Origin of the sequence: Planococcus beijingensis (assembly GCF_016820615.1) — a bacterium.
GTDB lineage: Bacteria > Bacillota > Bacilli > Bacillales_A > Planococcaceae > Planococcus > Planococcus notacanthi.
In genome coordinates this window covers 1-24,748 of the sequence record NZ_JADHDZ010000010.1, presented here as the reverse complement: position 1 = coordinate 24,748, position 24,748 = coordinate 1, and the positions used below count along the sequence as shown (strand labels likewise).

General features: G+C 45.0%; 26 protein-coding genes. 18 read left to right on the top strand and 8 right to left on the bottom strand.

Translation table 11 applies throughout. The annotated features are described in order from the left end of the window. Window positions 1-271: 271 nt before the first annotated feature. The gene (locus tag IRE19_RS17280; protein ID WP_203341347.1) at window positions 272-652 is read right to left on the bottom strand and encodes an OsmC family protein; all 381 of its coding nucleotides are present in this window, start codon (window positions 650-652) and stop codon (window positions 272-274) included. Between the two features lie 78 nt (window positions 653-730). On the opposite strand from IRE19_RS17280, the gene IRE19_RS17275 reads away from it, so the two are divergent. Then, complete coding sequence (locus tag IRE19_RS17275; RefSeq protein ID WP_203341346.1) at window positions 731-1,909, top strand: MFS transporter; 1,179 nt, start codon at window positions 731-733, stop codon at window positions 1,907-1,909. Between the two features lie 344 nt (window positions 1,910-2,253). Here the strand turns inward: IRE19_RS17275 and rlmD are convergent, their stop codons facing one another. After that, the gene (gene rlmD, locus IRE19_RS17270) at window positions 2,254-3,618 is read right to left on the bottom strand and encodes a 23S rRNA (uracil(1939)-C(5))-methyltransferase RlmD (RefSeq protein WP_191716778.1); all 1,365 of its coding nucleotides are present in this window, start codon (window positions 3,616-3,618) and stop codon (window positions 2,254-2,256) included. Between the two features lie 41 nt (window positions 3,619-3,659). Continuing rightward, window positions 3,660-4,559, bottom strand: a complete 900-nt coding sequence (locus tag IRE19_RS17265) for a TIGR01777 family oxidoreductase (protein ID WP_203341345.1) — start codon at window positions 4,557-4,559, stop codon at window positions 3,660-3,662. 103 nt (window positions 4,560-4,662) lie between these two features. On the opposite strand from IRE19_RS17265, the gene recX reads away from it, so the two are divergent. The 3 genes from recX to IRE19_RS17250 are packed head-to-tail and all read left to right on the top strand — an operon-like array spanning window position 4,663 to window position 6,053. Beyond that, entirely contained in the window at window positions 4,663-5,469 is an 807-nt protein-coding gene (gene recX, locus IRE19_RS17260) for a recombination regulator RecX (protein WP_203341344.1), read from the top strand. Continuing rightward, complete coding sequence (locus IRE19_RS17255; RefSeq protein ID WP_191716775.1) at window positions 5,462-5,794, top strand: YfhH family protein; 333 nt, start codon at window positions 5,462-5,464, stop codon at window positions 5,792-5,794. The genes recX and IRE19_RS17255 overlap by 8 nt, the downstream gene beginning before the upstream one ends. 4 nt (window positions 5,795-5,798) lie before the next feature. Further along, window positions 5,799-6,053, top strand: coding sequence for a YfhJ family protein (locus tag IRE19_RS17250; protein WP_203341343.1), 255 nt, complete (start codon window positions 5,799-5,801; stop codon window positions 6,051-6,053). Window positions 6,054-6,091: 38 nt separating this feature from the next. Here IRE19_RS17250 and IRE19_RS17245 read toward each other — a convergent pair whose 3' ends face one another. Together IRE19_RS17245 and IRE19_RS17240 are read right to left on the bottom strand one after the other, a co-directional pair. Next, entirely contained in the window at window positions 6,092-6,301 is a 210-nt protein-coding gene (locus tag IRE19_RS17245; RefSeq protein WP_203341342.1) for a hypothetical protein, read from the bottom strand. Window positions 6,302-6,418: 117 nt separating this feature from the next. Beyond that, window positions 6,419-7,399, bottom strand: a complete 981-nt coding sequence (locus IRE19_RS17240) for a metal-dependent hydrolase (protein ID WP_203341341.1) — start codon at window positions 7,397-7,399, stop codon at window positions 6,419-6,421. A 151-nt stretch (window positions 7,400-7,550) separates the two neighbouring features. On the opposite strand from IRE19_RS17240, the gene mutY reads away from it, so the two are divergent. The 9 genes from mutY (at window position 7,551) to IRE19_RS17195 (ending at window position 17,581) form a co-directional block, all read left to right on the top strand. After that, complete coding sequence (gene mutY / locus IRE19_RS17235; RefSeq protein ID WP_203341340.1) at window positions 7,551-8,600, top strand: A/G-specific adenine glycosylase; 1,050 nt, start codon at window positions 7,551-7,553, stop codon at window positions 8,598-8,600. Between the two features lie 2 nt (window positions 8,601-8,602). Continuing rightward, complete coding sequence (fabL, locus tag IRE19_RS17230) at window positions 8,603-9,349, top strand: enoyl-[acyl-carrier-protein] reductase FabL (protein ID WP_191716770.1); 747 nt, start codon at window positions 8,603-8,605, stop codon at window positions 9,347-9,349. A gap of 103 nt (window positions 9,350-9,452) precedes the next feature. Next, window positions 9,453-9,998 (top strand): nucleoside tri-diphosphate phosphatase, encoded by a 546-nt coding sequence (gene ntdP / locus IRE19_RS17225; RefSeq protein WP_191716769.1) that lies wholly within the window; start codon window positions 9,453-9,455, stop codon window positions 9,996-9,998. A 59-nt stretch (window positions 9,999-10,057) separates the two neighbouring features. Continuing rightward, entirely contained in the window at window positions 10,058-11,803 is a 1,746-nt protein-coding gene (locus IRE19_RS17220; protein WP_284700320.1) for an ABC transporter ATP-binding protein, read from the top strand. Between the two features lie 154 nt (window positions 11,804-11,957). Further along, window positions 11,958-12,977 carry an ABC transporter ATP-binding protein gene (locus IRE19_RS17215; protein WP_203341339.1) on the top strand — a complete coding sequence of 340 codons (1,020 nt, stop codon included), beginning with the start codon at window positions 11,958-11,960 and terminating at the stop codon, window positions 12,975-12,977. Beyond that, the gene (locus tag IRE19_RS17210; protein ID WP_191716767.1) at window positions 12,952-13,935 is read left to right on the top strand and encodes an ABC transporter ATP-binding protein; all 984 of its coding nucleotides are present in this window, start codon (window positions 12,952-12,954) and stop codon (window positions 13,933-13,935) included. The genes IRE19_RS17215 and IRE19_RS17210 overlap by 26 nt, the downstream gene beginning before the upstream one ends. A gap of 29 nt (window positions 13,936-13,964) precedes the next feature. Beyond that, window positions 13,965-15,587 (top strand): ABC transporter substrate-binding protein, encoded by a 1,623-nt coding sequence (locus tag IRE19_RS17205; RefSeq protein WP_191716766.1) that lies wholly within the window; start codon window positions 13,965-13,967, stop codon window positions 15,585-15,587. An 84-nt stretch (window positions 15,588-15,671) separates the two neighbouring features. After that, window positions 15,672-16,676, top strand: a complete 1,005-nt coding sequence (locus IRE19_RS17200) for an ABC transporter permease (protein ID WP_203341389.1) — start codon at window positions 15,672-15,674, stop codon at window positions 16,674-16,676. 53 nt (window positions 16,677-16,729) lie between these two features. Beyond that, on the top strand, window positions 16,730-17,581 hold the full coding sequence (locus IRE19_RS17195) for an ABC transporter permease (RefSeq protein ID WP_203341388.1): 852 nt from the start codon (window positions 16,730-16,732) through the stop codon (window positions 17,579-17,581). A 35-nt stretch (window positions 17,582-17,616) separates the two neighbouring features. Here IRE19_RS17195 and IRE19_RS17190 read toward each other — a convergent pair whose 3' ends face one another. Then, window positions 17,617-18,702 (bottom strand): FUSC family protein, encoded by a 1,086-nt coding sequence (locus IRE19_RS17190; protein WP_203341338.1) that lies wholly within the window; start codon window positions 18,700-18,702, stop codon window positions 17,617-17,619. 40 nt (window positions 18,703-18,742) lie between these two features. Further along, on the bottom strand, window positions 18,743-20,029 hold the full coding sequence (locus tag IRE19_RS17185) for a glutamate-1-semialdehyde 2,1-aminomutase (RefSeq protein WP_203341337.1): 1,287 nt from the start codon (window positions 20,027-20,029) through the stop codon (window positions 18,743-18,745). 123 nt (window positions 20,030-20,152) lie between these two features. On the opposite strand from IRE19_RS17185, the gene bcp reads away from it, so the two are divergent. The 4 genes from bcp to perR all read left to right on the top strand — a co-directional run bounded on the left by bcp (window position 20,153) and on the right by perR (window position 22,704). Continuing rightward, window positions 20,153-20,629 carry a thioredoxin-dependent thiol peroxidase gene (gene bcp / locus IRE19_RS17180; protein WP_191716763.1) on the top strand — a complete coding sequence of 159 codons (477 nt, stop codon included), beginning with the start codon at window positions 20,153-20,155 and terminating at the stop codon, window positions 20,627-20,629. Between the two features lie 14 nt (window positions 20,630-20,643). Next, window positions 20,644-21,585, top strand: coding sequence for a D-2-hydroxyacid dehydrogenase (locus IRE19_RS17175; protein WP_203341336.1), 942 nt, complete (start codon window positions 20,644-20,646; stop codon window positions 21,583-21,585). Between the two features lie 2 nt (window positions 21,586-21,587). After that, complete coding sequence (locus IRE19_RS17170) at window positions 21,588-22,142, top strand: cob(I)yrinic acid a,c-diamide adenosyltransferase (RefSeq protein WP_203341335.1); 555 nt, start codon at window positions 21,588-21,590, stop codon at window positions 22,140-22,142. A gap of 118 nt (window positions 22,143-22,260) precedes the next feature. Continuing rightward, window positions 22,261-22,704 carry a peroxide-responsive transcriptional repressor PerR gene (gene perR, locus IRE19_RS17165; RefSeq protein WP_203341334.1) on the top strand — a complete coding sequence of 148 codons (444 nt, stop codon included), beginning with the start codon at window positions 22,261-22,263 and terminating at the stop codon, window positions 22,702-22,704. A 54-nt stretch (window positions 22,705-22,758) separates the two neighbouring features. Here perR and IRE19_RS17160 read toward each other — a convergent pair whose 3' ends face one another. Beyond that, entirely contained in the window at window positions 22,759-23,112 is a 354-nt protein-coding gene (locus tag IRE19_RS17160; RefSeq protein WP_191716759.1) for a YgzB family protein, read from the bottom strand. A 264-nt stretch (window positions 23,113-23,376) separates the two neighbouring features. Between IRE19_RS17160 and IRE19_RS17155 the strand changes: the two genes are divergently transcribed. After that, the gene (locus tag IRE19_RS17155) at window positions 23,377-24,243 is read left to right on the top strand and encodes a nucleotidyltransferase-like protein (RefSeq protein ID WP_191716758.1); all 867 of its coding nucleotides are present in this window, start codon (window positions 23,377-23,379) and stop codon (window positions 24,241-24,243) included. Window positions 24,244-24,748 lie beyond the last annotated feature (505 nt).

Here is a 24,748-nt window from a genome sequence, read left to right as displayed (position 1 = left end):
GGTAAAATTAATTATTTTACTAGTTATTCTATTTTGAATATTTACTTAATATAAAGTTTGTGTTAAATTAGGGTTAATCAAACGAGAGGGGAGGCCGAAGGGAATCAGCGAAACCAGACCACAACATCAGGAATATCGAAGGAGGGGGTTCGCACATTTCATCGGCACCTTAGCCGGAAATGATATTATGAAAGATAAATCAACTGTATATAAAACATAAAAGGCTCATCCAAAATCTGACATCAGATGCGGAATGAGCCTTTTATGCTGTTTAGCGCATTTCGAAGGTTTCAACAATTTCGATTGAGTCTTTTACAGACTGGACCATTGAACAGTTTTTACGTGTCAATTCCATCACACGAGGCATTTTCTCTTCGTTGATGTCTCCGGTGACGATAAAATGAAGATGGACTTTCTCAACTCGATCTGCCTCTGCTTCATTGCGTATAATTTCTTTAACCTCGATTTGAATATCTTCTGCAGGCATCCGCATTTTATCAAGCACTTTTCTCATAACCCCACCGCTGCAGACAGCCAGTGAAGACACCAACAATTGATACGGGCGGAAGCCGTATTCTTCATTACTTGAAATTTCGAGTTCACCAAAAGGCAGATGTCCGGTAAACCCATTTTTGTTCATTGAATAATTCATCTATAAACGCCTCCTATGTTAGAATTGTATCTGAATTCTTATTAAAAACAAAAGAACGTGCTTGTTCGGGGAGGCATCATGAAAGAATTTTTGAAAAGTGAGCGTGGCCGGTTTTGGATTTTGGTTGCGATTGTTTCCATTTCCGGTTTTTCACAAGGAATGTTGTTGCCGCTAATTGCGGTTATTTTTGAACAAGATGGTGTCTCATCCGCCTTGAATGGTTTAAGTGCTACCGGATTATATGTCGGAACGCTTATAATTGCGCCTTTTATGGAACCCCAATTGCGGAAGTTTGGTTATAAGCCTCTGATTTTAGTCGGTGGGGGACTGGTCATTCTATCGCTGTTGCTGTTTCCGCTATGGAAATCGGTGCTGTTCTGGTTCGTTCTACGCATTTTGATTGGTGTAGGAGATCAGGCATTGCATTTCTCTACTCAAACCTGGATCACCAGTACGTCGCCTCAGCACCGATTGGGCCGGAATATTGCTATTTATGGCATGTCATTCAGCATTGGGTTTGGCGCAGGACCTCTTTTTGTGCCGCTGGTGAATATTTTTGAAGCCTTGCCGTTCATCGTCTCAGGATTGCTGTGTTTGTTGGCTTGGTCTTTGGTGTTCTCATTGAGGAATGATTTTCCGGAAACCTCAAGTGGAAGCATGACAGCCAAAGGGACAGCTGGACGATTCAAAGCGGCGATTCTTATTGCATGGGTGGCTTTTCTGCCTCCGTTAGGCTATGGATTTTTGGAAGCCTCTCTGAATGCTATTTATCCGGTTTATGCATTAAGGCAGTCGATTGAAGTAGGGATGGTTTCGATTATGCTTGCCGCTTTCTCTGCCGGAGCCATTGCTACACAATTGCCGTTAGGAAACCTCAGTGACCGGATCGGCAGAAGGAAAGTTCTATTGTTGGCTCTGGTTGGTGGAGCTGCCGTGTTTACGATAGCCAGCTTTTATGAATCCAATGCCTGGCTGACCGTCGGACTTTTTGCGTTGGCAGGCATGTTTGTAGGATCTACATTTTCACTGGGAATCTCTTATATGGCCGATCTGATGCCGAAAGACCTCTTGCCGACCGGCAATTTGCTATGCGGAATTGCATTCAGCATCGGAAGCTTGGCAGGGCCGTCCATGGGTGGTCTATTCATTGAGTTCTCAGGAGGGCTTAGTTTTCTGTTGTTGATTGCTGGCATCCTGTTGTTCATCTCGGTACTGATAGCGTTGAAAAGTGATGCGAAAAAAGCACTGGCTGTTTAATTCATTCCAAATAAAAAAGCTGGACCGCAGAGTGAAAACTCCTTGGTCCAGCTTTTTTATTGCTTAAGCACTTCCGCTTTTCATTGTCCAGACTCCAGCGCCCAGCTCTTTGGGTCATAAGCCAACGCAGCTGTGTGGCAAAGAGCGCCACTTCGCTGGTCTGTCTTATGCCCGGCAGAGCTACACGGACGCTTCAGCTTTTCCAGCAATGGCTGAAAGAACGCCATTACCGGTAAGTCTTCCAGCGCTTTTCGGAGGTCCGCAGGATGTGCGGATCAGCTAACCGTTGCGACAGGAAGTCGAGTTACTAGGTTAGCTTCTGCTGTTGGCTGCTTTCGCTTTTCTTATTTCAATACCAATTTCGTTACCGATTCCACTTGCGCGGTTTGCGGGAACATGTCGACTGGTTGAATGTATTCGATTCGGTAGATCTTCGTCAATTGCTGCAGATCTTTTGCCAACGTGGAAGGATTGCAGGACGTGTAGATAAAGCGCTTCGGCTTTACTTTCAAGATGGTTTTCAAAAGCGAATCTGCGAGACCGGTTCGAGGTGGATCCACGGTCAACACATCGGGAACAAATCCCTCGGTGCTCCATAGCTCCAACCATTTTTCAGCCGTACCGGTAACGTATTTTGCTGCGTAGCCTTGCTTTTTGGCATTGGCTTTCGCATCAACCACACTTTCATGGATGACATCCATGCCGCGGATTTCCTTGGCACCGTCAGCCAGCCATAGCCCGATGGTGCCGACGCCACAATAGGCATCAACGACTTTTTCCTGGCCAGTCAGTTCAGCAGCGCGTTTGATTTCATTGTATAATTTGACCGTTTGTGTTGGATTCAGTTGGAAAAAGGCACGTGCTGATAAATCGAATGCCAATTCGCCCAGCTCTTCGTGAATGGTATCTTTACCGAATAAAGTAATCGTCTCATCTCCGAAAATAAGGGATGTTTTTTCTTTATTGATATTCTGGACAATGGATACCAGGTTTGTATCGATTTTTTTCAAGCGTTCCAGCAATAATTCTTTTTGTGGAATTTTCGAGCGTGTCGTTACCAGCACCAATTGGATCTCTCCAGTTTTTACACCGGTACGGACAACGATAGTGCGGATGATGCCTTTCATGGTCTTGCCGTCATAAATCGGCATTTTCAGTTCTTCCAGAATCCGCTTGACTGCATTGGTGATGACAGTCGTATCGGGGTGCTGAACGATACATTGTTCGATATCCAATAATTGATGGGAGCCTTCCGCAAACAATCCAGCAATGACCTTCGAACCCTTCAAGCGTGTTTGAAACTGGCTTTTGTTGCGGTAATGCCAAGGATCTTCCATGCCGATGGTTTTTTCCACATGGACTTTCGTGCCTTTCAGGTAACGTTCCAATGCCTGTATGACAAGATCGCGTTTTTCGACCAGTTGCTGGTCATAAGTCATGTGCTGCAGTTGGCAGCCGCCGCAAGCTTCATAAATCGGGCAAGGCGGTGTTTGGCGATGTGGAGATGCAGTACGTAATTTCACAACACGCGCTTCGGCAAAATTGCGTTTGACGACCGTCACTTGTGCAGTGATTTCTTCGCCCGGCAAAGCTCCCGGAACAAATATCACATTGCGTTTGAAATAGCCAATGCCTTCGCCATTGATACCGAGACGTTTAATGGTCAACGGGAATTTTTGGCCTTCTTCAATAATGGGTTTATCATTCATGGATATCACGTCCTTCAGTTAATCATCCCCCCATTATAGCCTTATTTATAGATATCAGCCAGTGCCGATCGCAAATTGGGGAATTTGAATTGGAAACCATGTTCTTCGAGAACAGTCGGCAAGACCTGTTGGCCTTTCAAAACCAATTGGCTCTTGTCTCCCAACACTGCTTTTAAGGCGATAGAAGGAACAGGTATCCAATGTGGACGGCCAAGTGCATGTGCAATTTCTTTGCCGAATTCTTTCATTCGCTTCGGTCGGGGAGCAGTAACGTTGAATGGTCCACTCAGTTTGTCGTTATCGATCGCAAACATAAGTGCCCGTGCCACATCCTTAACATGGATCCAAGACAGCCATTGTTTGCCGGAGCCGACCGTGCCGCCCACAAACAGTTTGTATGGCAAAGCCATCAACGGCAAAGCGCCTTCTTTTCTTCCGAGGATGATGCCAAAGCGGCCACAAGCTACACGGACGCCTTCCGATTCGGCACGGGTAGCTAGAATCTCCCAATCCCGCACTGTCTGTGCTAGAAAGTCCGATCCGAGATCAGTGGAAGACTCGGTATAAGTTGCGGTTTGAGAAGGCGGATAAATACCCACGGCACTAGCATTAACCAAGACTTTCGGTTTTTTTTCCAGTTTACCGATAATCCGCAGCAGTTCATTGGTGGCGTCCATACGGCTTGTATAGATCAATTGCTTCTGTTCATCGCTCCAGCGTCCATCGTTTATAGACGCGCCAGCTAGATTGACGAAGGCATCAATGCCTTCTAGCTGCCTCTCTGGAACGGCGTCTTCCGACAGCCATTTCACGTATGTAATTTTATCCGCGGCTGTTTTCGGTTTTCTCGTTAAGATGTAGACCTCATCGCCACGTTCAAGTAATTGGCGAGTCAGCTCTTCGCCAACAAATCCAGTGCCACCGGTGATTGCTATTTTCATTTCCATCGCCTCCGTTTTTTATTAGCATACCCTTTAAAGCGTAAGGCTATGCCATTACTTGGTTGAAAGGTGTATAATGTGTAAAGAAGAGGGGTGCCAGTAAATGCCGATTATTTCAAAAATCACACAGGGAAAAAAGAACCCTGAAAGGTATAATATCTTCTTTGAAGATAAGTATGCTTTTAGCGTGGATGAAGCGGTGCTTGTCAGGTATCAGCTCACAAAAGGGAAAGAGCTGGATCAATGGACCATCGAAGAAATCAACTTCGAAGATGAAATCCGGAAAGCCTATAATAAAGCTCTGTATTACCTTGGATTCCGTATGCGTAGTGAAGGGGAAGTGCGCCAGAAGCTGAAAGAAAAAGAATATGGCGAAGCCGTTATAGATGAAGCCATCAAAAAGTTGTATACCCATAACTTTTTAGATGATCAGCAATTTTCAGAGGCGCTGATGCGGACACAGATTAATTCCGGCAAAAAAGGTCCTCGTGCTATTCAGCAGGATATGCAAAAGAGAGGAATTGATAAACAAATGCAAAAAGACGTTTTAGATTCCTATTCCGAAGAAGAACAATTGGAAATTGCCAAAGGCCTTGCTGAGAAAATCGCCCTCAAGGAAAAGATGAAGACGCCTAGCCAAATCCATCAGAAAATCAGTGATACCTTACTTAGAAAAGGTTATAACTATTCGCTGATCAAATTGGCGATCGAAGAGCTGGACCTTGAAAAAGATGAAGATCAATGGACAGAAATCGTCACCGAACAAGGAGATAAATTATGGCGCAAGCACAGCAATAAACTGACTGGCTACGATTTGAAATCGAAAGTCAAACAAGGTTTGTACCAAAAAGGATTTCCGGGTGAAGTGATCAATGAGTATATAGATAAGAAGGAGCTTGAAAATGACTGAAGAAAAACGCTATAGCGACATGACTGAACATGAACTCCGTGGGGAAATTGCCCGATTAAAAGAAAAAGCTAGAAAAGCTGAGCAACTGGGCATGGTCAATGAATTTGCGGTATTGGAACGAAAAGCCATCATGGCGGCGGCTTACATGCTAGATCCTGCCGATTTCAAAAAAGGGGAAGTGTACCGTATAGAAGGCGACCCGAATGTTTATTTTCAGGTTGACTATTTAAAAGGGCTATTCGCCTGGGGCCACCGGATGGGTGGAAAAAAACATACGGAAGCGCTGCCGATTTCCATGCTGCGCCCGTTAAAAGAAGGGAAGTAAACAGATGAAAGAAATTATCGAGCAATTGACGATCGAGCTGATGGAGAAAAACCCGAATTTGTCAGAAGAAAAAGCGCGTACCTGGATTGAATTGCTGGCTTCTGATTTTGAATCTTCCTATGCCAAAGCGGGATATGATTACCAAGGTACTGCAGTGGTCGAGAAAGTAATGCGCCAGTGGATTGAGAGCTACGGCGATAAAATTCATGAATTCGCCAGCACTAACCCGAAATACGCACATCTGTTGGATGTCCAATAAAACATAAGCACCTTTATTCAGCAGCTTGTTCTTCTTGTTTAAGGAAGAACAACAGCTTGTCTTAAGCAACAAAAGAGCTGTCCCAAAAGGTCATGAAAAATGACTTTTGGTGACAGCCCTTTTGTTGTTTTCGAAAGACCCGGCAGGTGCCCATTGCGGCGGACGCGTTCCGCGGGCACGGCTTCTGCCGCTTCCCTCGCTGCGCTCAGTCCAGTGGCTCCGGCAAGCGCTGGAGTCGCCGCCTCCATTCCCATCAGCCAGCTGTTCTCAGAAAACGTATTCCCCCATCAAAAAACAGCCGGGGAAAAAGGCTTTCTTTCTCTCCGGCTGTTTTATTTTAGAGACTTATGGGAGAGCCCCGTTTTCTAGTTGTGGCTGAAGTCCAATTTTTTTCGTAACTTGTCTTCGCTGAAGATCCAGCCAGTATAGGAATTGATGATTTTGCATTCCTTATCCAAATGGGCAACGGCTACAAATGGGTAGTAATCATTGCTGCGGTAACGCAGGTCAATCAGCCGTACTTCATAAATCTCTCCGTATTGGTTAATTTCCCAACGGTACAATGGAGAAAACGAAATAAAGGCGGCCATGTTTTTATCTTTCAATGCGGCTTGGATCAAGTTATTTTCAGGCATTTCTTTTTTCATGAACTTGTCATAAATATTGATGGTCCGGCCGTAGGCACGGCCAACGTAATGATGTCGTTCTGTGTTTGCCGCAATGCGCCAATGGAAAAATCGCATGGTTGGTGCAACGAAAACATCGGTTGCACCTGGAATGGTGTTCCGCACAGCATGCTTGATAGCTCTTTGAACTGCAAATCTTGCAAGGTAATAGAAGAACAAAGCAACGTACAAAATGCTGATCGTCCAGACCGGATTGGCTCCGAATGCCCAAATCATCAAGGCCACTATGTGTGCTCCGAAGATGATGGGATCAAAGGTATTGATGACACCAAGAGCAACCCAGCGATTGGAAATCGGCCTCAATGCTTGCGTACCGTATGAATTGAAGATATCGACAAATACATGCATAAAGACAGCCAGGAAAGACCAGAGCCATAAATGGAGTAGGTTGGCTTCCGGGAAAACGAGAGATAATGCACCTGCAATCAGCAGCGGCCATAGCAGCACTGCGGGAATGGAATGGGTTGCGCCGCGGTGATGGCGAATATAGACTGCGTTATCACGAAGCTTTAAGACAGTGTCGATGTCAGGAGCGAGCGATCCAATGATGACACCGGATATCACTGCGGTCGTGGTGACGGGGTGGCTGGCGACGACCGAATCGGCCATTGCGAGGCCGCCAAGGGCAATGCCCATGACAATGTGAGTTCCTGTATCCATTGCCTCATCCCCTCTCTAAAGAAGTTAAATTTAACGGGAACTACAAAGTTTTGTTAAAATAAAGAGAAACTGATTCTCTCATCCATATATACCCGAAATGGTACGTGAATAATCAAGCTGAACGGAGGCAATCGCCATTAAACTAGATAAAATGCAATTTCAAAATGACTTGATCAGCTGGTTTGCAGCAGAAAAAAGAGATTTGCCCTGGAGACGCACGGCAGATCCTTACCAAATCTGGATTTCAGAAATCATGCTGCAGCAAACTCGTGTAGATACAGTCATTCCTTATTATAAACGCTTTATTGAAAAATTTCCGACTTTGAACGATCTGGCGGAAGCCGACGAGCAAGTCCTTCTGAAACAATGGGAAGGGCTCGGCTATTACTCCCGTGCCCGCAACCTGCAGGCTGGTGTCAAAGAAGTAGCCGAGAATTACGGCGGCATCGTTCCTGATAACCGCAAGGATATGTCTTCATTGAAAGGAGTCGGTCCCTATACAGCAGGAGCAGTCTTGAGCATAGCTTATGGAATTCCTGAGCATGCAGTAGACGGCAACGTCATGCGTGTCTTGTCCCGAATTTTGTTGATTGAAGAAGATATCGCAAAACCGAAGACACGGAAAATATTCGAAGAAGCTGTAACGGAAATCATCAGTCATGAAGATCCTTCCTCATTCAATCAAGGTTTGATGGAATTGGGTGCGTTGATCTGTACACCCACTTCACCAAAGTGTTTGCTATGTCCGGTACGTGAGCATTGTGCCGCATTTGATGAAGGCAAACAACAGGAACTGCCCATTAAATCAAAAGCGAAAAAAACAAAGTCATTGCAATATGCAATGGTGGCAATCCGCCAGGGCGGTAAATTGCTGATGGAACAGCGGCCGCCGACGGGGCTATTGGCGAATATGTGGCAATTTCCGGTGTTGGAAACCTCAGCAGATGTGCTGCCGCTCGAAATCGAAGAGCAGCTATCGGAAAGTTTAAAAGGTGCTGTGGACAATGCTGAAAAAATTACTTCTTTCAAACATGTCTTTTCTCATTTAACATGGAACGTGGATGGCTTCATAGCCAACAGTGAAAATATAGTTGCCCCTGCCCATATGAAATGGGTGACGGCGGAAGAATTGGATTTATTGCCGATCGCAGGACCGGTCCAAAAAATGAAAACAGCATTACAGCAAAGAGGAGATGTTTAACCATGGCAGAACAAAAAGTAGCGTTGGTGACAGGCAGCAGCCGAGGCCTCGGCAAAGCAATGGCAATCGCATTAGCGGAACAGGGATACGATATCGTCGTCAATTATGCACGCAGCAAAACGGCTGCACTTGATACGGTGAAGGAAATTGAAGCACGAGGGCAAAAAGCCTTATTGGTGCGCGCCAATGTTGGTGATGTCGAAAAACTTCGCGGCATGTTTGAAACAATCAAAGAAGAATTTGGGCGTTTGGATGTTTTCGTTTCCAATGCGGCTTCAGGCGTCTTGCGTCCCATCATGGAACTGGAAGAATCGCATTGGGATTGGACCATGAACATCAACGCCAAAGCGATGCTTTTCGGTGCACAGGAAGCAGCGAAATTGATGGATAAAGGCGGCAAAATTGTCGGTGTCAGTTCATTGGGGTCTATTCGTTATTTAGAAAATTATACGACGATAGGAGTTTCAAAAGCAGCAGTGGAGTCAATCACACGCTATTTAGCGGTTGAACTGGCGCCGCTTGGAATTGCCGTCAATACCGTGTCTGGCGGAGCGCTTGATACAGAGGCGTTGAAGCACTTCCCGAACCGTGATGATCTGTTGAATGATGCCCGGGTCAATACGCCGGCAGGCCGGATGGTTGAAATTGAAGACATGGTCAAAGCGGCTATGTTCCTCATTTCTTCCGATTCGGATATGATCCGTGGCCAGACGATTATCGTTGATGGAGGTCGCTCGGTCGTCATGTAATCCTTAGGACCTTCCGCCTTATTGCTGTATGTTTTCAGAATTGATTGATATAATACTGAAATAGCAGATAAACAAAGGCTTAGACAAGAAGGTGGGATTTTACATGGCGATTCCTGCGGAGGGTGAAACAATCCAAATCCACAGTTACAAGCACAACGGCCGAATCCACCGTGTCTGGCAGGAAACTACTGTACTGAAAGGTACGAATAATATTGTAATTGGTGCAAATGAACGGACGCTTGTAACAGAATCCGATGGCCGAACCTGGTTGACACGTGAACCTTCAATTTGTTATTTTCACGCAGAACATTGGTTCAACATCATCTGCATGCTCCGAGACGACGGTGTTTATTATTATTGCAATGTCAGTTCTCCATTCGTCTATAATAATGGCTCGTTGAAATACATCGATTATGACTTGGATGTAAAAGTGTTTCCAGACATGTCGTACACGCTGTTGGATGAAGACGAATATGAAGACCATAAGCGGCAAATGGGTTATCCTGAAGTGATCGATCAGATTCTTCACAGGAATGTGGAGAAGCTGATCAGCTGGATTAAACAGCGCAGAGGGCCATTTGCCCAGGACTTTATCGAAGTATGGACGAACCGCTATGAATTTCATAGACTGAACCGGATTCGTGATTAAGATGAAAACCTGTTGCTTGCCGACAGGTTTTTCGTTTTGAATAGAATGGAGTGAATGTTTTGAGCAGTATGAAACGCTATATGCAATTTGTCAAACCGTATTATTGGCAGATTGCGTTGACAATCTTTATCGGGATATTTAAGTTTGCGATCCCGTTGTTTATTCCATTGCTGATCAAAATCGTCATTGATGATATTATCGGAGCGGATGCCTTATCGAATGCCGAGAAGTTGGAACAGCTGTATCTATGGCTCGGCGGAACGGCGATTGTCTTTTTCCTGCTGCGTCCGCCGATTGAATATTACCGGCAGTATTACGCACAATACGTCAGCAATAAAATCCTTTATGATATCCGGGGGTATCTTTACAGCCATCTGCAACGATTGAGCTTGCGCTATTATGCCAATACGCGGGCAGGCGAAATCATTTCACGCGTCATCAATGACGTCGAGCAGACCAAAAACTTCGTTATGATCGGTTTGATGAATGTCTGGCTCGATTTAGCGACGATACTCATTGCTATTGTCATCATGTTGACGATGGATGTTTCCTTGACGATTGTTGCATTGCTGGCGTTTCCGTTCTATGCGTTCAGCGTCAAGTATTTCTTTGGCCGCTTGCGCGATTTGACACGGGAACGCTCACAGGCTCTGGCCAATGTGCAGAGTTACCTTCATGAAAGAGTGCAGGGAATGAGCATCATCAAAAGCTTTGCACTTGAAAAGCATGAACAGAAAATTTTCAACGATACCAACGATCAATTTCTGGAAAAGGCAATTGACCATACTAAATGGAATGCCAAAGCGTTTGCGGTCGTAAACACTATTACGGATGTCGCACCGCTGCTGGTGATTGGGTATGCCGGTTACCAGGTCATCCAAGGCAATTTGACGCTTGGGACGATGGTGGCATTTATTGCGTATATCGAGCGCTTGTACAATCCGCTTCGCCGGTTGGTCAATTCTTCGACGACGTTGGTACAATCGCTTGCTTCCATGGACCGTGTCTTTGAATTGATGGATGAAGACTATGATGTAACCGATAAGGAAAAAGCCCATGATTTGGCTGTAGTTGATGGCAAACTGGAATTCCGCGACGTGTCTTTCCACTATAATGATGGCGGAACGGAAGTATTGTCTGACTTGAACTTTACGGTGAAACCAGGAGAGACGGTTGCGTTTGTTGGAATGAGCGGCGGAGGGAAATCAACAATTGTTTCCCTTATCCCACGTTTCTATGACGTGACAAGCGGGGGCATCTATATGGATGACCATGATCTGCGCGATGTGACGACCCATACATTGCGTGACCAGATCGGATTGGTTCTTCAGGATTCCATCCTTTTCAGTGATTCAGTGAAAGCAAATATTTTAATGGGGAAACCGGGAGCAACGGATGAAGAAGTGATTGCGGCAGCGAAAGCTGCGAATGCCCATGATTTCATTTCTGAACTGCCGGAAGGATATGATACGAAAGTCGGAGAGCGTGGAGTCAAATTATCAGGCGGACAGAAGCAGCGCGTGGCAATTGCACGAGTGTTCCTGAAAAATCCACCGATCCTCATTCTTGATGAAGCGACTTCAGCACTTGATCTAGAAAGTGAGGCGCTGATCCAAGATTCCTTGGAACGTCTGGCTCATGACCGCACGACTCTTATCGTGGCACACCGTCTTTCAACCATCACCCATGCAGATCAGATTCTGGTCATCGACCATGGCAAACTTTCAGAAAGCGGCACACATACTGAACTGATGGAACAGCAGGGCGTCTACTATAATCTCTTCCAAGTACAGCATTTCAATTGAAAAACACAGGAGCCTCCAATTTATTGGAGGCTTTTTCTATGTGCTGGACTTCCAAAAACTCCAAAAAAGAAATATTGCATTAATAGTAATATTACGTATAATTGAAAGAAGAAGAATAGTCTGAATCATTTTTTTGTGCCAAAGGGGGAGCATCATGAATGAACGCAAAACCATCTTGGATGTTAAAGGGTTGAAAACAACTTTTTTCACTGATGATGGAGAGATACCAGCAGTAGATAATGTGGATTTTCACATACGAGAAGGGGAAGTGCTTGGCATTGTAGGGGAATCTGGATGCGGAAAAAGTGTCACTTCACTATCTATTATGGGGCTGGTACCAAGTCCGCCAGGGAAAATCACCGGAGGCGAAATTTTATTTCAGGATAAAGATTTAACAAAATTTTCCGAAAAACAAATGAGGGGCATCCGAGGCAATGACATTGCCATGATCTTCCAAGAACCAATGACTTCATTGAATCCGTTGTTTACCATCGGTGACCAGCTCCGGGAAGCGATTAAAATCCATAAGAAGGATTGGTCGAAAAAACAAATTCAGGAACGCGCCATCGAAATGATGAAACTGGTAGGATTGCCTCGCCCAGAAGGTTTAATGAAGGAATATCCGCACCAATTGTCAGGTGGGATGCGCCAACGTGTCATGATCGCTATGGCACTTCTGTGTGATCCGAAAGTCTTAATTGCAGATGAGCCTACAACGGCACTTGATGTGACCATCCAGGCACAGATCCTGAAATTGATCAAAAACCTAAATGAGCGGTTGAATACAGCTGTCTTGCTGATCACCCACGATTTAGGTGTTGTCGCTGAAACCTGCGAACGGGTCGTGGTCATGTATGCCGGGAAAGTAGTCGAAGAAGGGCCGGTCCACACAATTTTCAATGATCCGCAGCATCCTTATACAAGAGGATTGCTGGAATCGGTTCCAGATATGCGCTTCAAAAAAGAGCGTCTGTATTCGATTCCCGGAAACGTACCGAAGCCCGGAACCATTAAAACAGGATGCAAATTCGCAGCGCGTTGCGAATTCGCTTTTGACCGCTGCATCGGAGAAACACCGGAACTGTACCAAACAGCGGATAATCATCAAACCCGTTGTTTCCTATTTGATCCGAAGGAGGTACAGTCTCATGACAGAACCGTTGTTAAAAGTTGAAGGGCTGAAAAAATATTTCCCCATTAAATCAGGGGTTTTAGGCAGAGTCAGCAACCATGTGAAAGCGGTGGATGATGTGTCATTTACTGTCCAGGAAGGTGAAACGCTGGGGATTGTGGGTGAATCGGGCTGTGGAAAATCGACGACTGGCCGGATGCTGATGCGCCTTTTGGAACCGACAGAAGGCACCGTGACATTTGACGGGCAGGAATTGACCAGTTTGTCGAACAACGATATGCGTAAAGCGCGCCGTGATATCCAGATGGTTTTCCAAGACCCTTATGCATCATTGAATCCACGCCACACCATCGAAAAGATTTTAATGGAACCGCTTAACGTCCATAATATAGGCGATCCGAAAGAACGCAAAAAGAAAGTCCATGAATTTCTGGAGATTGTCGGTTTGAGCAGCTACCATGCCAAACGTTATCCGCACCAATTCAGCGGAGGTCAACGCCAGCGCATCGGAATTGCGCGTGCGTTGATGACGAATCCGAAGTTGATCATTGCAGATGAACCCGTATCAGCACTTGATGTATCGATTCAGGCACAGGTATTGAACTTGATGCAGGATCTTCAGAAAGAGCTGAAACTGACTTATATATTCATTGCCCATGATCTAGGGGTGGTTCGCCATATAAGTGACCGCGTGGGCGTTATGTATCTCGGGCAGATGGCGGAGCTCGCCGATACAGAGGATCTTTACGAAAAACCGCTGCATCCTTATACACAAGCCTTATTGGCTGCGGTGCCGGTGCCTGATCCGGAGTTTGTCCGTGAAGAAGTTGTCATTTCTGGAGATGTGCCAAGCCCTGCAAATCCACCGAGCGGCTGCAGGTTCCATACACGCTGTCCTTTTAAAATGGATATCTGCTCCCAGGCTGTACCAATATTTGCAGAGGTTGAAAAAGGTCATTCTGTTGCCTGTCATCTTTACGAAGAATGCAGGCCGCAATGATAATAAATAGAAAAAACGGAGGGGTTAATTTGGGAAAGAAAAAGTTCTTATCGTGGGCATTTCTGCTTCTTTTATTAGTATCCACAGCTCTTTATGGCTGTAGTTCTGATAACGGGTCAGAAGGCGGCGAAGGCGAAGGTGGAAGCGAAGGCGGATCCACTGAAGAGAAAACATTGATCTTTGGGCGCGGAGGCGACTCGGTTTCTCTTGATCCGATTACTGTTACAGACGGTGAGTCTTTTAAAGTAACAAAAAACGTTTTTGATACATTAGTGAATTTTGGTGAACAGGATACAGAAATCGAACCAGCTTTGGCTTCTGAATGGACACCTTCTGAAGACGGATTAACGTATACTTTCACATTGGAAGAAGGGGTTAAGTTCCACGATGGCACTGATTTCAACGCAGAAGCAGTAGTTAAGAACTTCGAACGCTGGGCAGCCGGTGATGGAGAAAAATTCCCTTACTATGGTTCTATGTTTGGTGGATACGGTGATGAAGAAGGCAATGTAATTGAATCTGTTGAAGCAACGGGTGATTATGAAGTGGTCTTCACACTGAAACGCCCGCAGGCACCATTCCTTAAAAACTTGGCGATGAGCCCGTTCGGCATTGCCTCACCAACTGCGTTTGAAGAAGCAGGAGATGCATTCGGGGATAACCCAGTCGGAACAGGGCCATTCAAGTTTGTTGAATGGAAACGCAATGACACCATCACAATTGAGAAATTCGATGATTATTGGGTAGATGGCGAGCCGAAATTGGATCAAGTGGTATTCCGCGCGATTCCAGATAACTCTGCTCGTTTAAATGCTTTATTGTCAGGTGAAATTGACTTGGCAGACGGCATCACGCCTTCTGATGGCGCAACAATCGAAGGAGACGAAAATCTTCAATTGTTTGAACGTCCATCCATGAACGTTGGTTACCTGGGAATGACAGTAACACGTGAGCCATTTGACGATCCAAAAGTACGCCAGGCAGTCAACCACGCGATTGACAAACAAGCGATTGTAGATGCGTTTTTCGAAGGGCGTGCAGAAGTAGCGAAAAACCCGATTCCGCCGGTAATCAGCGGATATAACGACAGTATTGAAGGATATGATTATAATCCTGAACGTGCAAAAGAATTATTGGCTGAAGCAGGATTGGCAGATGGTTTTGAAATGGAACTGTATGCAATGCCGGTTCCACGTCCATATATGCCGGATGGCCAAAAAGTAGCAGAAGCGATTCAAAAGAACTTGGCTGATGTCGGTGTAACAGCTGAAATCGTGTCATTTGAATGGGCTACTTATCTTGAAAAAGCTGCAAACGGAGAAGCTGATGCATTCCTTCTTGGATGGACTGGCGATAACGGCGATGCAGATAACTTCCTATATGCCTTGCTTGACCAAGACAATGTTGGGACAAATAACTACACGTATTACGAAAGCCAGGAATTGCACGATGTTCTGATCCAGGCGCAATCAGAAGTTGATGAAGACGTAAGAAACGACTTGTACATGCAAGCCCAGGAAATCATCCATGAAGATGCACCTTGGGTACCGCTTGCACACTCTACACCGCTATTAGCTGGTGGGAAAAACGTCATCAATTTCAAAGCGCATCCAACTGGTTCTGATAAATTGGCTTCAGTAGATTTAGAGTAGGTTATTCAAGGGAGGAAGTCAGATGATTTCCTCCCTTTTTTTCTTCCTGTTATACATATTGCAAGAGATGGAGAGGTGAAGAAGATGCTTCACTATATCGGAAGGCGGCTTCTACAGTTAATCCCGGTTTTACTCGGCATGACATTTATCGTATTTATGATCATCCGCGCAATTCCTGGTGATCCTGCACAAGTCATCCTGGGTCAACAAGCATCCGAAGAAGCGATAAAAGCATTACGAACAAATTTGGGGTTGGACAATCCTTGGTATATCCAGTACTTTGATTATTTGAAAGGACTGGTCACAGGCGATCTGGGAGAGTCACTTCGTACGAGAACTCCAGTAGTGGATGAAGTATGGCCGTATTTGGCTGCAACCATTGAACTTTCTTTATTCGCCATCATTATTGCCGTTATTATTGGAATCAATGCGGGCATCATTTCTGCATGGTTCCAGAATTCTTGGTTTGATTACTTGGCTATGATTATCGCATTGATTGGGGTATCAATGCCGATCTTCTGGTTGGGGCTGATGAACCAATGGATTTTCTCGATTGAATTGGGGATCCTCCCAACCACAGGCCGTGAAAATGTCCGAGATCCTGTGGATGTCATAACCGGATTTTATGTGATCGATACTTTGATTTCGGGTGATTTTAATCAATTATCTACAGTATTGAAGCATCTGGTCTTGCCGGGTACGGCATTAGCGACGATCCCGATGGCCATCATTGCCAGAATGACGCGCTCGAGCATGCTTGAAGTCATGCGCTCGGATTATGTCCGGACGGCGCGCTCGAAAGGATTGTCGATGTTTTGGGTAGTTTACAAACATGCGCTTAAAAATGCCATCATTCCGGTATTAACGATTATCGGTCTCCAGATGGGGCTGCTGCTTGGCGGTGCTATTTTGACGGAAACCATTTTCGGTTGGCCTGGAATTGGGCGTTACATCTATGAAGCGATTGGATTCCGTGATTATCCGGTCATCCAGTCTGGAATTCTGATTGTCGCGTTTATTTTTGTCATGATCAATCTTTTTGTCGATCTGCTTTATGGCTTGGTCGATCCACGCATCAAATATGACTAGGAAGGAGGAGACGTACATTGGCTGAAACAGCAATCAAACAAGAACAAGCGGAAATGCAGAAAGTCGCCGGCCCCTGGAAAGAGGCCTGGCGTGGTTTCCGTAAAAGCAAAGTAGCGGTAGTGGGAATGGGGATTGTCATTTTCTTCATCCTGTTGGCAATTTTCGGGCCACTGTTGACACCGCAAGGCATCAATGAACAAAATCTGTCTCAACGGCTTATGCCTCCTTCTTCCTCAAATTGGATGGGGACGGACGATTTCGGCCGGGACATCTTATCGCGTGTGGTATACGGGGCCCGCATTTCCTTATGGGTCGGATTTTTAGCGGTTATCGGCTCGGTTGTCGTCGGCAGTATTTTGGGGATTTTAGCGGGATATTACGGCCGTTGGGTGGATACCATCATTTCCCGCATCTTCGATATCATGCTGGCGTTTCCAAGTATTTTATTGGCGATTGCCGTTGTGTCGGTTTTAGGACCATCACTGCGCAATGCACTCATTGCCATCGCCATCATCAATGTGCCGAACTTTGGCCGCTTGATCCGCTCGAAGGTATTGAGCATCAAAGAAGATGAATACATCATGTCCGCGAAAGCGATCGGCATGAAAGATAATCGGATTCTTGTGTCACATATTTTGCCGAATTCCATGGCACCGGTGATCGTTCAAGGTACACTCGCGATTGCGACTGCTATCATCGAAGCAGCAGCTCTTGGATTCCTCGGTTTGGGAGCGCAGGCTCCATCGCCGGAATGGGGCAAGATGCTTGCTGATTCACGTTCGTATTTGACGAATGCCCCATGGACCATGATTTTTCCAGGTGTAGCAATCATGTTGACAGTTTTAGGCTTTAACTTGATGGGTGACGGTTTGCGCGATGCATTGGATCCGCGAATGAAATCTTAAAAAAACGTGCAGGGCAATTTGCCCCGCACGTTTTTTTAAATGGCATTTTCAAGGTCGCTGTCCACTTCTTCGGAATGGTAATTCAAGTAAGCGATAATCAGCAAATCCAAATGCTCTAATTGTTCTTCATAATCCAATATGGCTGATAGTACATGCATTAAATGATAGACCGAAAATTCATCTTCATTTTCTTCATGTGCCAAGTTTATTTCTTTTACAAAAATCGTCATCACTTCATTGCGTTTCATGATGGCATCTGCGCCTGAGCCCTCACTGTGTTCGGGGCGCATTTTGCCTACATATTTCATATAAAGTTGCTCATGGTAGCTGGCCAGGCTCTCTAAACGTTCTTGTACCATCATATGGAAATGCTCAGGAAGCTCCATCATTTCGTTCTCAAAACGATTTAATCGCTTTAATACTTCTAGGCTTTTCTTGGATGTGGAAATCATCTGGCGGTACAACACTAATTTGCGTGCTTTTACGTATTGCTGTTTTTTTGTATAACTGCGTTCTTCTTTGTAAAACGAATACCATTGATCCACTTTTACGAGCTTTTCCGTCAATTTATCAATGTCTTCTTTCACTGAAACATGATCGGACGCATGGCGGATGGAAACGCGAATCCACCGAATCACTTCTTCGCTCACTTCATGGATGGATGTAAACAGCCGTGTTTCATACTTAGGAGGCAAGAAAATAAGGTTCACGAAGAATGCTGACAAAATCCCGAGCAGAACAGTACCGAATCTCAATGAAGCGAAGGTCATGAAGTCGGCGGAGTGGGAATCCATAATGATGATGATGGTCACCAACGTCAAAGATACCGTATTTTCCAGTTTCAATTTCAGCAACAGGACGATGGCTAAAATGGCTGCTGCTCCGATGGTTAGATAATTGCTGCCCATTGTCAGCACAAAAGTAATGGCTATGGCGGCACCGATCAAATTCCCGTAAATCTGATCAAGTAAAGTCAGATAAGACCGATAGATCGATGGCTGAATGGCGAAAATGGCTGCGACTCCAGCGAAAACAGGGGAGGGCAATTCCAGTAAGCTGGCCAGGAACAGGGCCATAGAAATGGCCACGCCGGTTTTTAAAATACGTGCACCTAATTTCATTTACTTAAGGACTCCTTCCCCACAATGTGTTTTATTCTAATTATAACTGTTTAAATGCCTCGCGTACCGCTTGAATGGAAACTTCTACATCCTCTTCGGTATGCTCGGTGGTTAAGAACCAGGCTTCGTATTTTGAAGGAGCCAAGTTGATGCCTTGCTGCAACATCAATTTGAAGAAACGGCCAAAAATTTCGCCATCAGTAGCTTCTGCTTGTTCGTAGTTTTCGACCTTCACATCCGTAAAGTAAATGGTCAATGCGCCTTTTAGGCGATTAAGGGTAATCGTCACACCGAATTCTTCAGCTGCTGCCAAAATGCCCTTCTCGAGTTGTGCGCCGAGTTTATCCATTTTATCGTACACGCCTTCTTCGCGAAGCACTTCCAAGCAGGCAATCCCGGCTTGAATTGAAGCGGGATTGCCAGCCATTGTTCCGGCTTGATAAGCGGGCCCTAAAGGAGCGACTGTATCCATGATTTCTTTTTTACCGCCGTATGCGCCAATCGGCAATCCACCGCCGATGATTTTTCCGAGAGCCGTTAAATCTGGTGTTAAGCCAAGCATATCTTGTGCACCGCCGTAATGGAAACGGAAAGCCGTAATGACTTCGTCATAAACAATCAACGCGCCTTTTTCGTGGGCGATGCGGTGCACTTCTTCTAAATAGCCTTTTTTCGGCTCAACGATTCCGAAGTTGCCGACAATCGGTTCAACCAGGATGCAGGCAATTTCTTCGCCCCAACGTTCCATGGCTTCTGCAAATGCTTGCGGATCATTGAATGGAATGGTGATGACTTCTTCAGCGATGGATTTTGGGACACCTGCTGAATCAGGAGTTCCAAGTGTAGCAGGACCAGATCCGGCAGCTACAAGAACCAAATCGGAGTGGCCATGGTAGCAGCCAGCGAATTTCATGATTTTTGTCCGCCCAGTGTAAGCACGGGATACACGGATCGTCGTCATGACCGCTTCTGTTCCGCTATTGACGAAACGTACTTTGTCCATATTAGGCATAGCTTCTTTCAGCATTTCAGCGAAAGTGACTTCATGCCGTGTTGGCGTGCCGTACAGTAGTCCGGTTTCTGCAGCGTGTGTGATGGCTTGCGTGATATGCGGATGTGCATGGCCGGTGATGATTGGACCGTAAGCAGCTAAATAATCTATGTATTTATTGCCATCGACATCCCAAAAATACGCGCCTTTTCCACGTTCCATAGCGACTGGCGAACCGCCGCCCACGGCTTTAAAAGATCGGGATGGGCTGTTGACGCCACCTACAATGTGTTTTAATGCTTCTTCATGAAGCTTTTCTGATGCTGAATGATTCATTGAATAATTGCCTCCTATGATTAATCTATTCCTTATTGTAGACAAATTTAGTCCTAAACGCCAAAGAAATTGAAACTGGACCTGGGGTTCGGTACGATAGAGAGAAGAAAAGGAGTGTTGAAAATGACTGTATTGGAAGGAAGACAAGCACCGGATTTTTCATTGAAGAACGAAGCGGGGGAAATGGTTTCTTTACAGGATTTTGCCGGCAATAAATACGTCGTGCTGTATTTCTATCCGAAAGACATGACACCCGGCTGTACGACACAAGCCTGTGATTTCCGCGATGCCCAGGCTGATTTTTCTGCACTCAATGCAGTGATCCTTGGCGTCAGTGCAGATTCGGAAGACCGTCACAATAAGTTCATCGAAAAACACGGACTGCCCTTCTCGCTGTTGGTCGATGAAGATCATAAGGTTTCTGAAGACTACGGGGTTTGGGTCGAAAAGAATATGTACGGCAAGAAATTCATGGGTATTGAACGTACGACTTACTTGATCGATCCGACAGGAATGATCGTAAAAGAATGGCGCAAAGTCAAAGTGCCGAATCACATCCAGGATGTCCTGGAAACCTTGAAAGAAATCAGTAAGCAGTAAGAAGGGAGATATTCATGGAAATCCTGTTCACGTTCATTCCAAAAGAAGATCAACAACAAAGGCTGATAAGCGAATTTCCGCAAGTTAATTTTCGTTTCCTCTATAAAGACAAAGAACATTTGCCTTCCGCCGATATCATTGTCACGTACGGAGAAGATTTGACGGCAGCAGACATCGCAACTGCCAAAAAGGTGCAATGGATCATGGTGGCCAGTGCCGGAATTGAAAAGCTTCCGCATCAAGCCATTGCGGAGCGGGATATTACGGTGTCCAATGTCAAAGGGATCCACAAAATACCGATGGCCGAATCTGCGTTGGCCCATCTATTGGCATTGAAGCGTTCCTTGCCGACGATTTATGATAACCAGCGTAACAAGGAATGGAACAGAAGAACGCATTCTTCTGAAATGCATGGTACCACGGCGCTGATTCTCGGACCGGGTGCGATCGGATCAGAAATCGGACGTCTGCTGCAGGCGTTCGGCGTCATCACCATTGGCTGTAACCGCTCTGGAGCGCAAGCGGACAACATGGATGAAATGGTTTCCTTTGAAGCCATCTTGGAAAAGTTGCCGCAAGCGGATTACATCATTTCAATTTTACCCAGTACACAAGAAACCAAGTATCTATTGAAGGAAGAGCATTTCCAAGCGATGAAAAAAACGGCTTTGTTCATGAATTTGGGAAGAGGCGACTTGGTTTCAGATGAAGTTTTGCTGAATGCGTTGCGAAACGAAGAAGTTGCTTTTGCAGTGCTGGATGTTTTTGAACAGGAACCTCTTCCAAAAGGCCATCCCTATTGGTCAATGGAGAATGTAATTGTGTCACCTCATGTCTCGAGTCATTCAGGTAAATATGTGGAACGTGCCCTGGATGTTTTTATTCCAAATCTCAAAGAGTGGTTGGCTGGCCAAACCGTCCCGGCAAATCTGGTGAATATGGAAAAGGGGTATTGAACATGAAAATATACACGAAAACCGGTGATAAAGGCACAACTTCTTTGGTTTACGGAACACGTGTCGCCAAAAATGATGCGGTAGTAGAAGCCTACGGAACATGCGATGAAGCAAATTCATTGATCGGCTTGGCAGTCGGTCACATGAATACCGAATTCTTTGACGAGAAAGAAGCGCTTTTAGAGGTTTTTCATGAGATTCAAACAACTTTATTTCACGTGGGAGCGGAATTGGCGACGCCGAAAGGCAAAGAAGTAAAGTGGAAATTGGCTGAAGAGGATGTTTTTAAACTCGAGCAGTGGATCGATCTATACGATGCTGAAGTTCCACCGCTCAGCAATTTCATTTTGCCGGGTGGCCATCCAGCGGGAGCTGCCCTTCACGTGGCGCGCACTGTCGTCAGACGGGCCGAACGCTCAACGTTGTCAATCGGGGAAGATGTTTCGCCGAATGTCCTGGCTTATTTGAATCGCCTATCAGACTTTTTATTCGTCGCAGCGCGTCTAGTCAATCAGCGCCTCGGAAGAAAAGAGAAGGGCCTTCACGAAAAACAATAGAAAAAACGCGTGGCAAACGGCGGCAGTATAGTGATTTCTTGACATCCCCCACTCCTATTAGGTACACTGTTTATAACGATTACAATGTAAGAATATCTATGAAGTGAGGTGCACGGCGATGTCTGAAGTACAATTAAAAGACGCGCTTGATGCTTTGAAGTCTACAGGTGTAAGAATCACACCCCAACGCCACGCGATTTTGGAGTATATGATTCACTCAACAACACACCCAACAGCGGATGACATTTATCGCGCTCTTGAAAAAACGTTTCCTAATATGAGTGTTGCAACTGTTTATAATAATTTACGTGTGTTCAGAAAAGCAGGATTGGTAAAAGAGTTGACTTACGGAGATTCTTCAAGCCGATTTGATTTTGTAACGCATGATCATTATCATATTATCTGTAATGACTGTGGCAAAATCGTTGATTTCCATTATCCGGGACTGGATGAAGTCGAGCATTTGGCTTCTCACATTACAGGATTCCAAGTGGATTATCACCGTCTTGAAATCTACGGTACTTGTCAGGGCTGTTTAGGCAAAACAGCAAAAGCCCAATAAAGAATTTTATAGCAAAAAAAGAAGCATGCCGCTGTTGCGCGGCATGCTTCTTTTTTATTGTTGTGAGCTTTTCTTGTTATAATCCTGGTCAAACTCCTTGCCTTCAAGTGAACGATCCATTGTCAAAGGTTCGTTGCAATGCATGCAGATATCTACACGGCCAAGCATTTTTGTATGTCTACCGCAATTTGGGCATTCAACAGGAATGGTTTTCATGGAAAGCAAACCGATCCAAGCATAGACACCTGTACTTCCGATGATCGCAATGACACCAAGCAGCATAAAGATCACCATTACAACAGGGTGATTTCTAAAATAAATACCGACGTACATAATAACGATTCCGATAAAGATCAGAGCCAACGCAAACGTCCGAATGCGGTTGATTTTATTTTTATAAGGTTTCATGGTTTATTTCCTCCTTGCATCCATCATACTATATCATAATTGCCCTTAAAAAGTGATATCGATTTTGAAATGAAGGAATTGACAATAAATATGTCGAAATAGAGAATAACAGAAACCAGAGCACCCGGTTTCAAAGTTTGAGATAAAGAGAGCGGGGAGACCCCGGCAGACATTTAAGGGAATGAAACAAGTTGCAGTTCATTATGGGCCACTCCGTTCAACTTGATGGCGGAATGTGATAGAGACAGCAAGGAGTGAAAATTGATGGAACAAATACTACGACCTATTTACCAGGAACGCGCCAGTCAGGAAAGTACGCTGGGTGTGATCTTAGTCGAAAAAAGAGAAAAAGACAGCCAGATTACGGATACATTTGATTCGATTTTGCTGATCATCACCAAAGAAAATGATACCCCTGTCTTCACAAAGCATTACACGTATTTGGATAAGAAAGCTGCAATGCACATTGTTACCGAGAAGCAATTACATAAATGGCTGCTGCTTGGCACAAACAGGAAAATCGTTGACTGGCTTTTTTATGGCCGTGTAGTATATGACCGCAATGAGTATATGGAGAAATTGAAAACCGAACTGAAGGATTATCCATTCTACGGGCGCAAAATTAAAATGGGAATAGAATTTGCCAAACTGATTCGCCGTTATATGGAAGGAAAGACGTTCTTCGAAGAAAAAAACTACATGGATGCTTACCACCACATGGTAGAGTCGCTTCACCATTTGGCGCGTTTGGCGGTTTTGGAAAACGGTTTGCCTCCAGAAGTGACGGTCTGGTCGCAAGTGAAACAAATGGAGCCAGCCATCTATAAACTATATGAAGAATTGATATCGAGTGATGAGCCAATCGATAAGCGGCTTGAATTATTATTTCTGGCCAGTGAATTTTACATTCATTCGCGGACACAGGACGGAGCCCTTCATATAAGAGAAGTCATGGAAAAACAAAGCAGCTGGACAATCCAGGAATTGCATGAGCAGGAAGAATTGAAAAACTACTCATCCAATCTCGAGGTATTCATCGAATATCTTGTAGACAAAGAACTGATTTTTATTAATGGAGTGACGACCAAGAGTGAAGGGATCTTCCATAGATATTATTACGTTAAAAACTAATCGATTGTAGTTGTGGCTTTTAAAACCAAAAAGTTTCTTTCTGAAGCGGCGGAGGTCAATGCGCTTTTCCAATGGGTTTTTCTATATGAAGTTGTAAGTGGAAGAAGAGCGGTTGTGCAGTTCATTGTTATGGCTGGTGAGCGGGCAGAGGCAAAATCCAATAGGAGCTGCAGCTGAAAGGCGGTGTCTAGTCTTTCGGAGGCAGCTTTTCTTATTGAGTTTGCATATTGAGGATGGCGGAAGGATAATGATTTAAAGGAGTGCCAAAACGAAGATTTAAGTTTTTTAAACTTTTTTCGCTTTAACCGTTGACATCTTCGAGTGAAATGTATTATGATAATACACGTCGCTAAGGGAAATTAAGTTTTTTACAATAATAAAAAAGCTTGACTCTTACGAAGAACGATGTTAAATTATAGAAGTTGCTTTTACAGGACGAACAACTTGAACCTTGAAAACTGAACAGCAAAACGTCAACATACAGCAACGGCCGTTGAACGCGGCC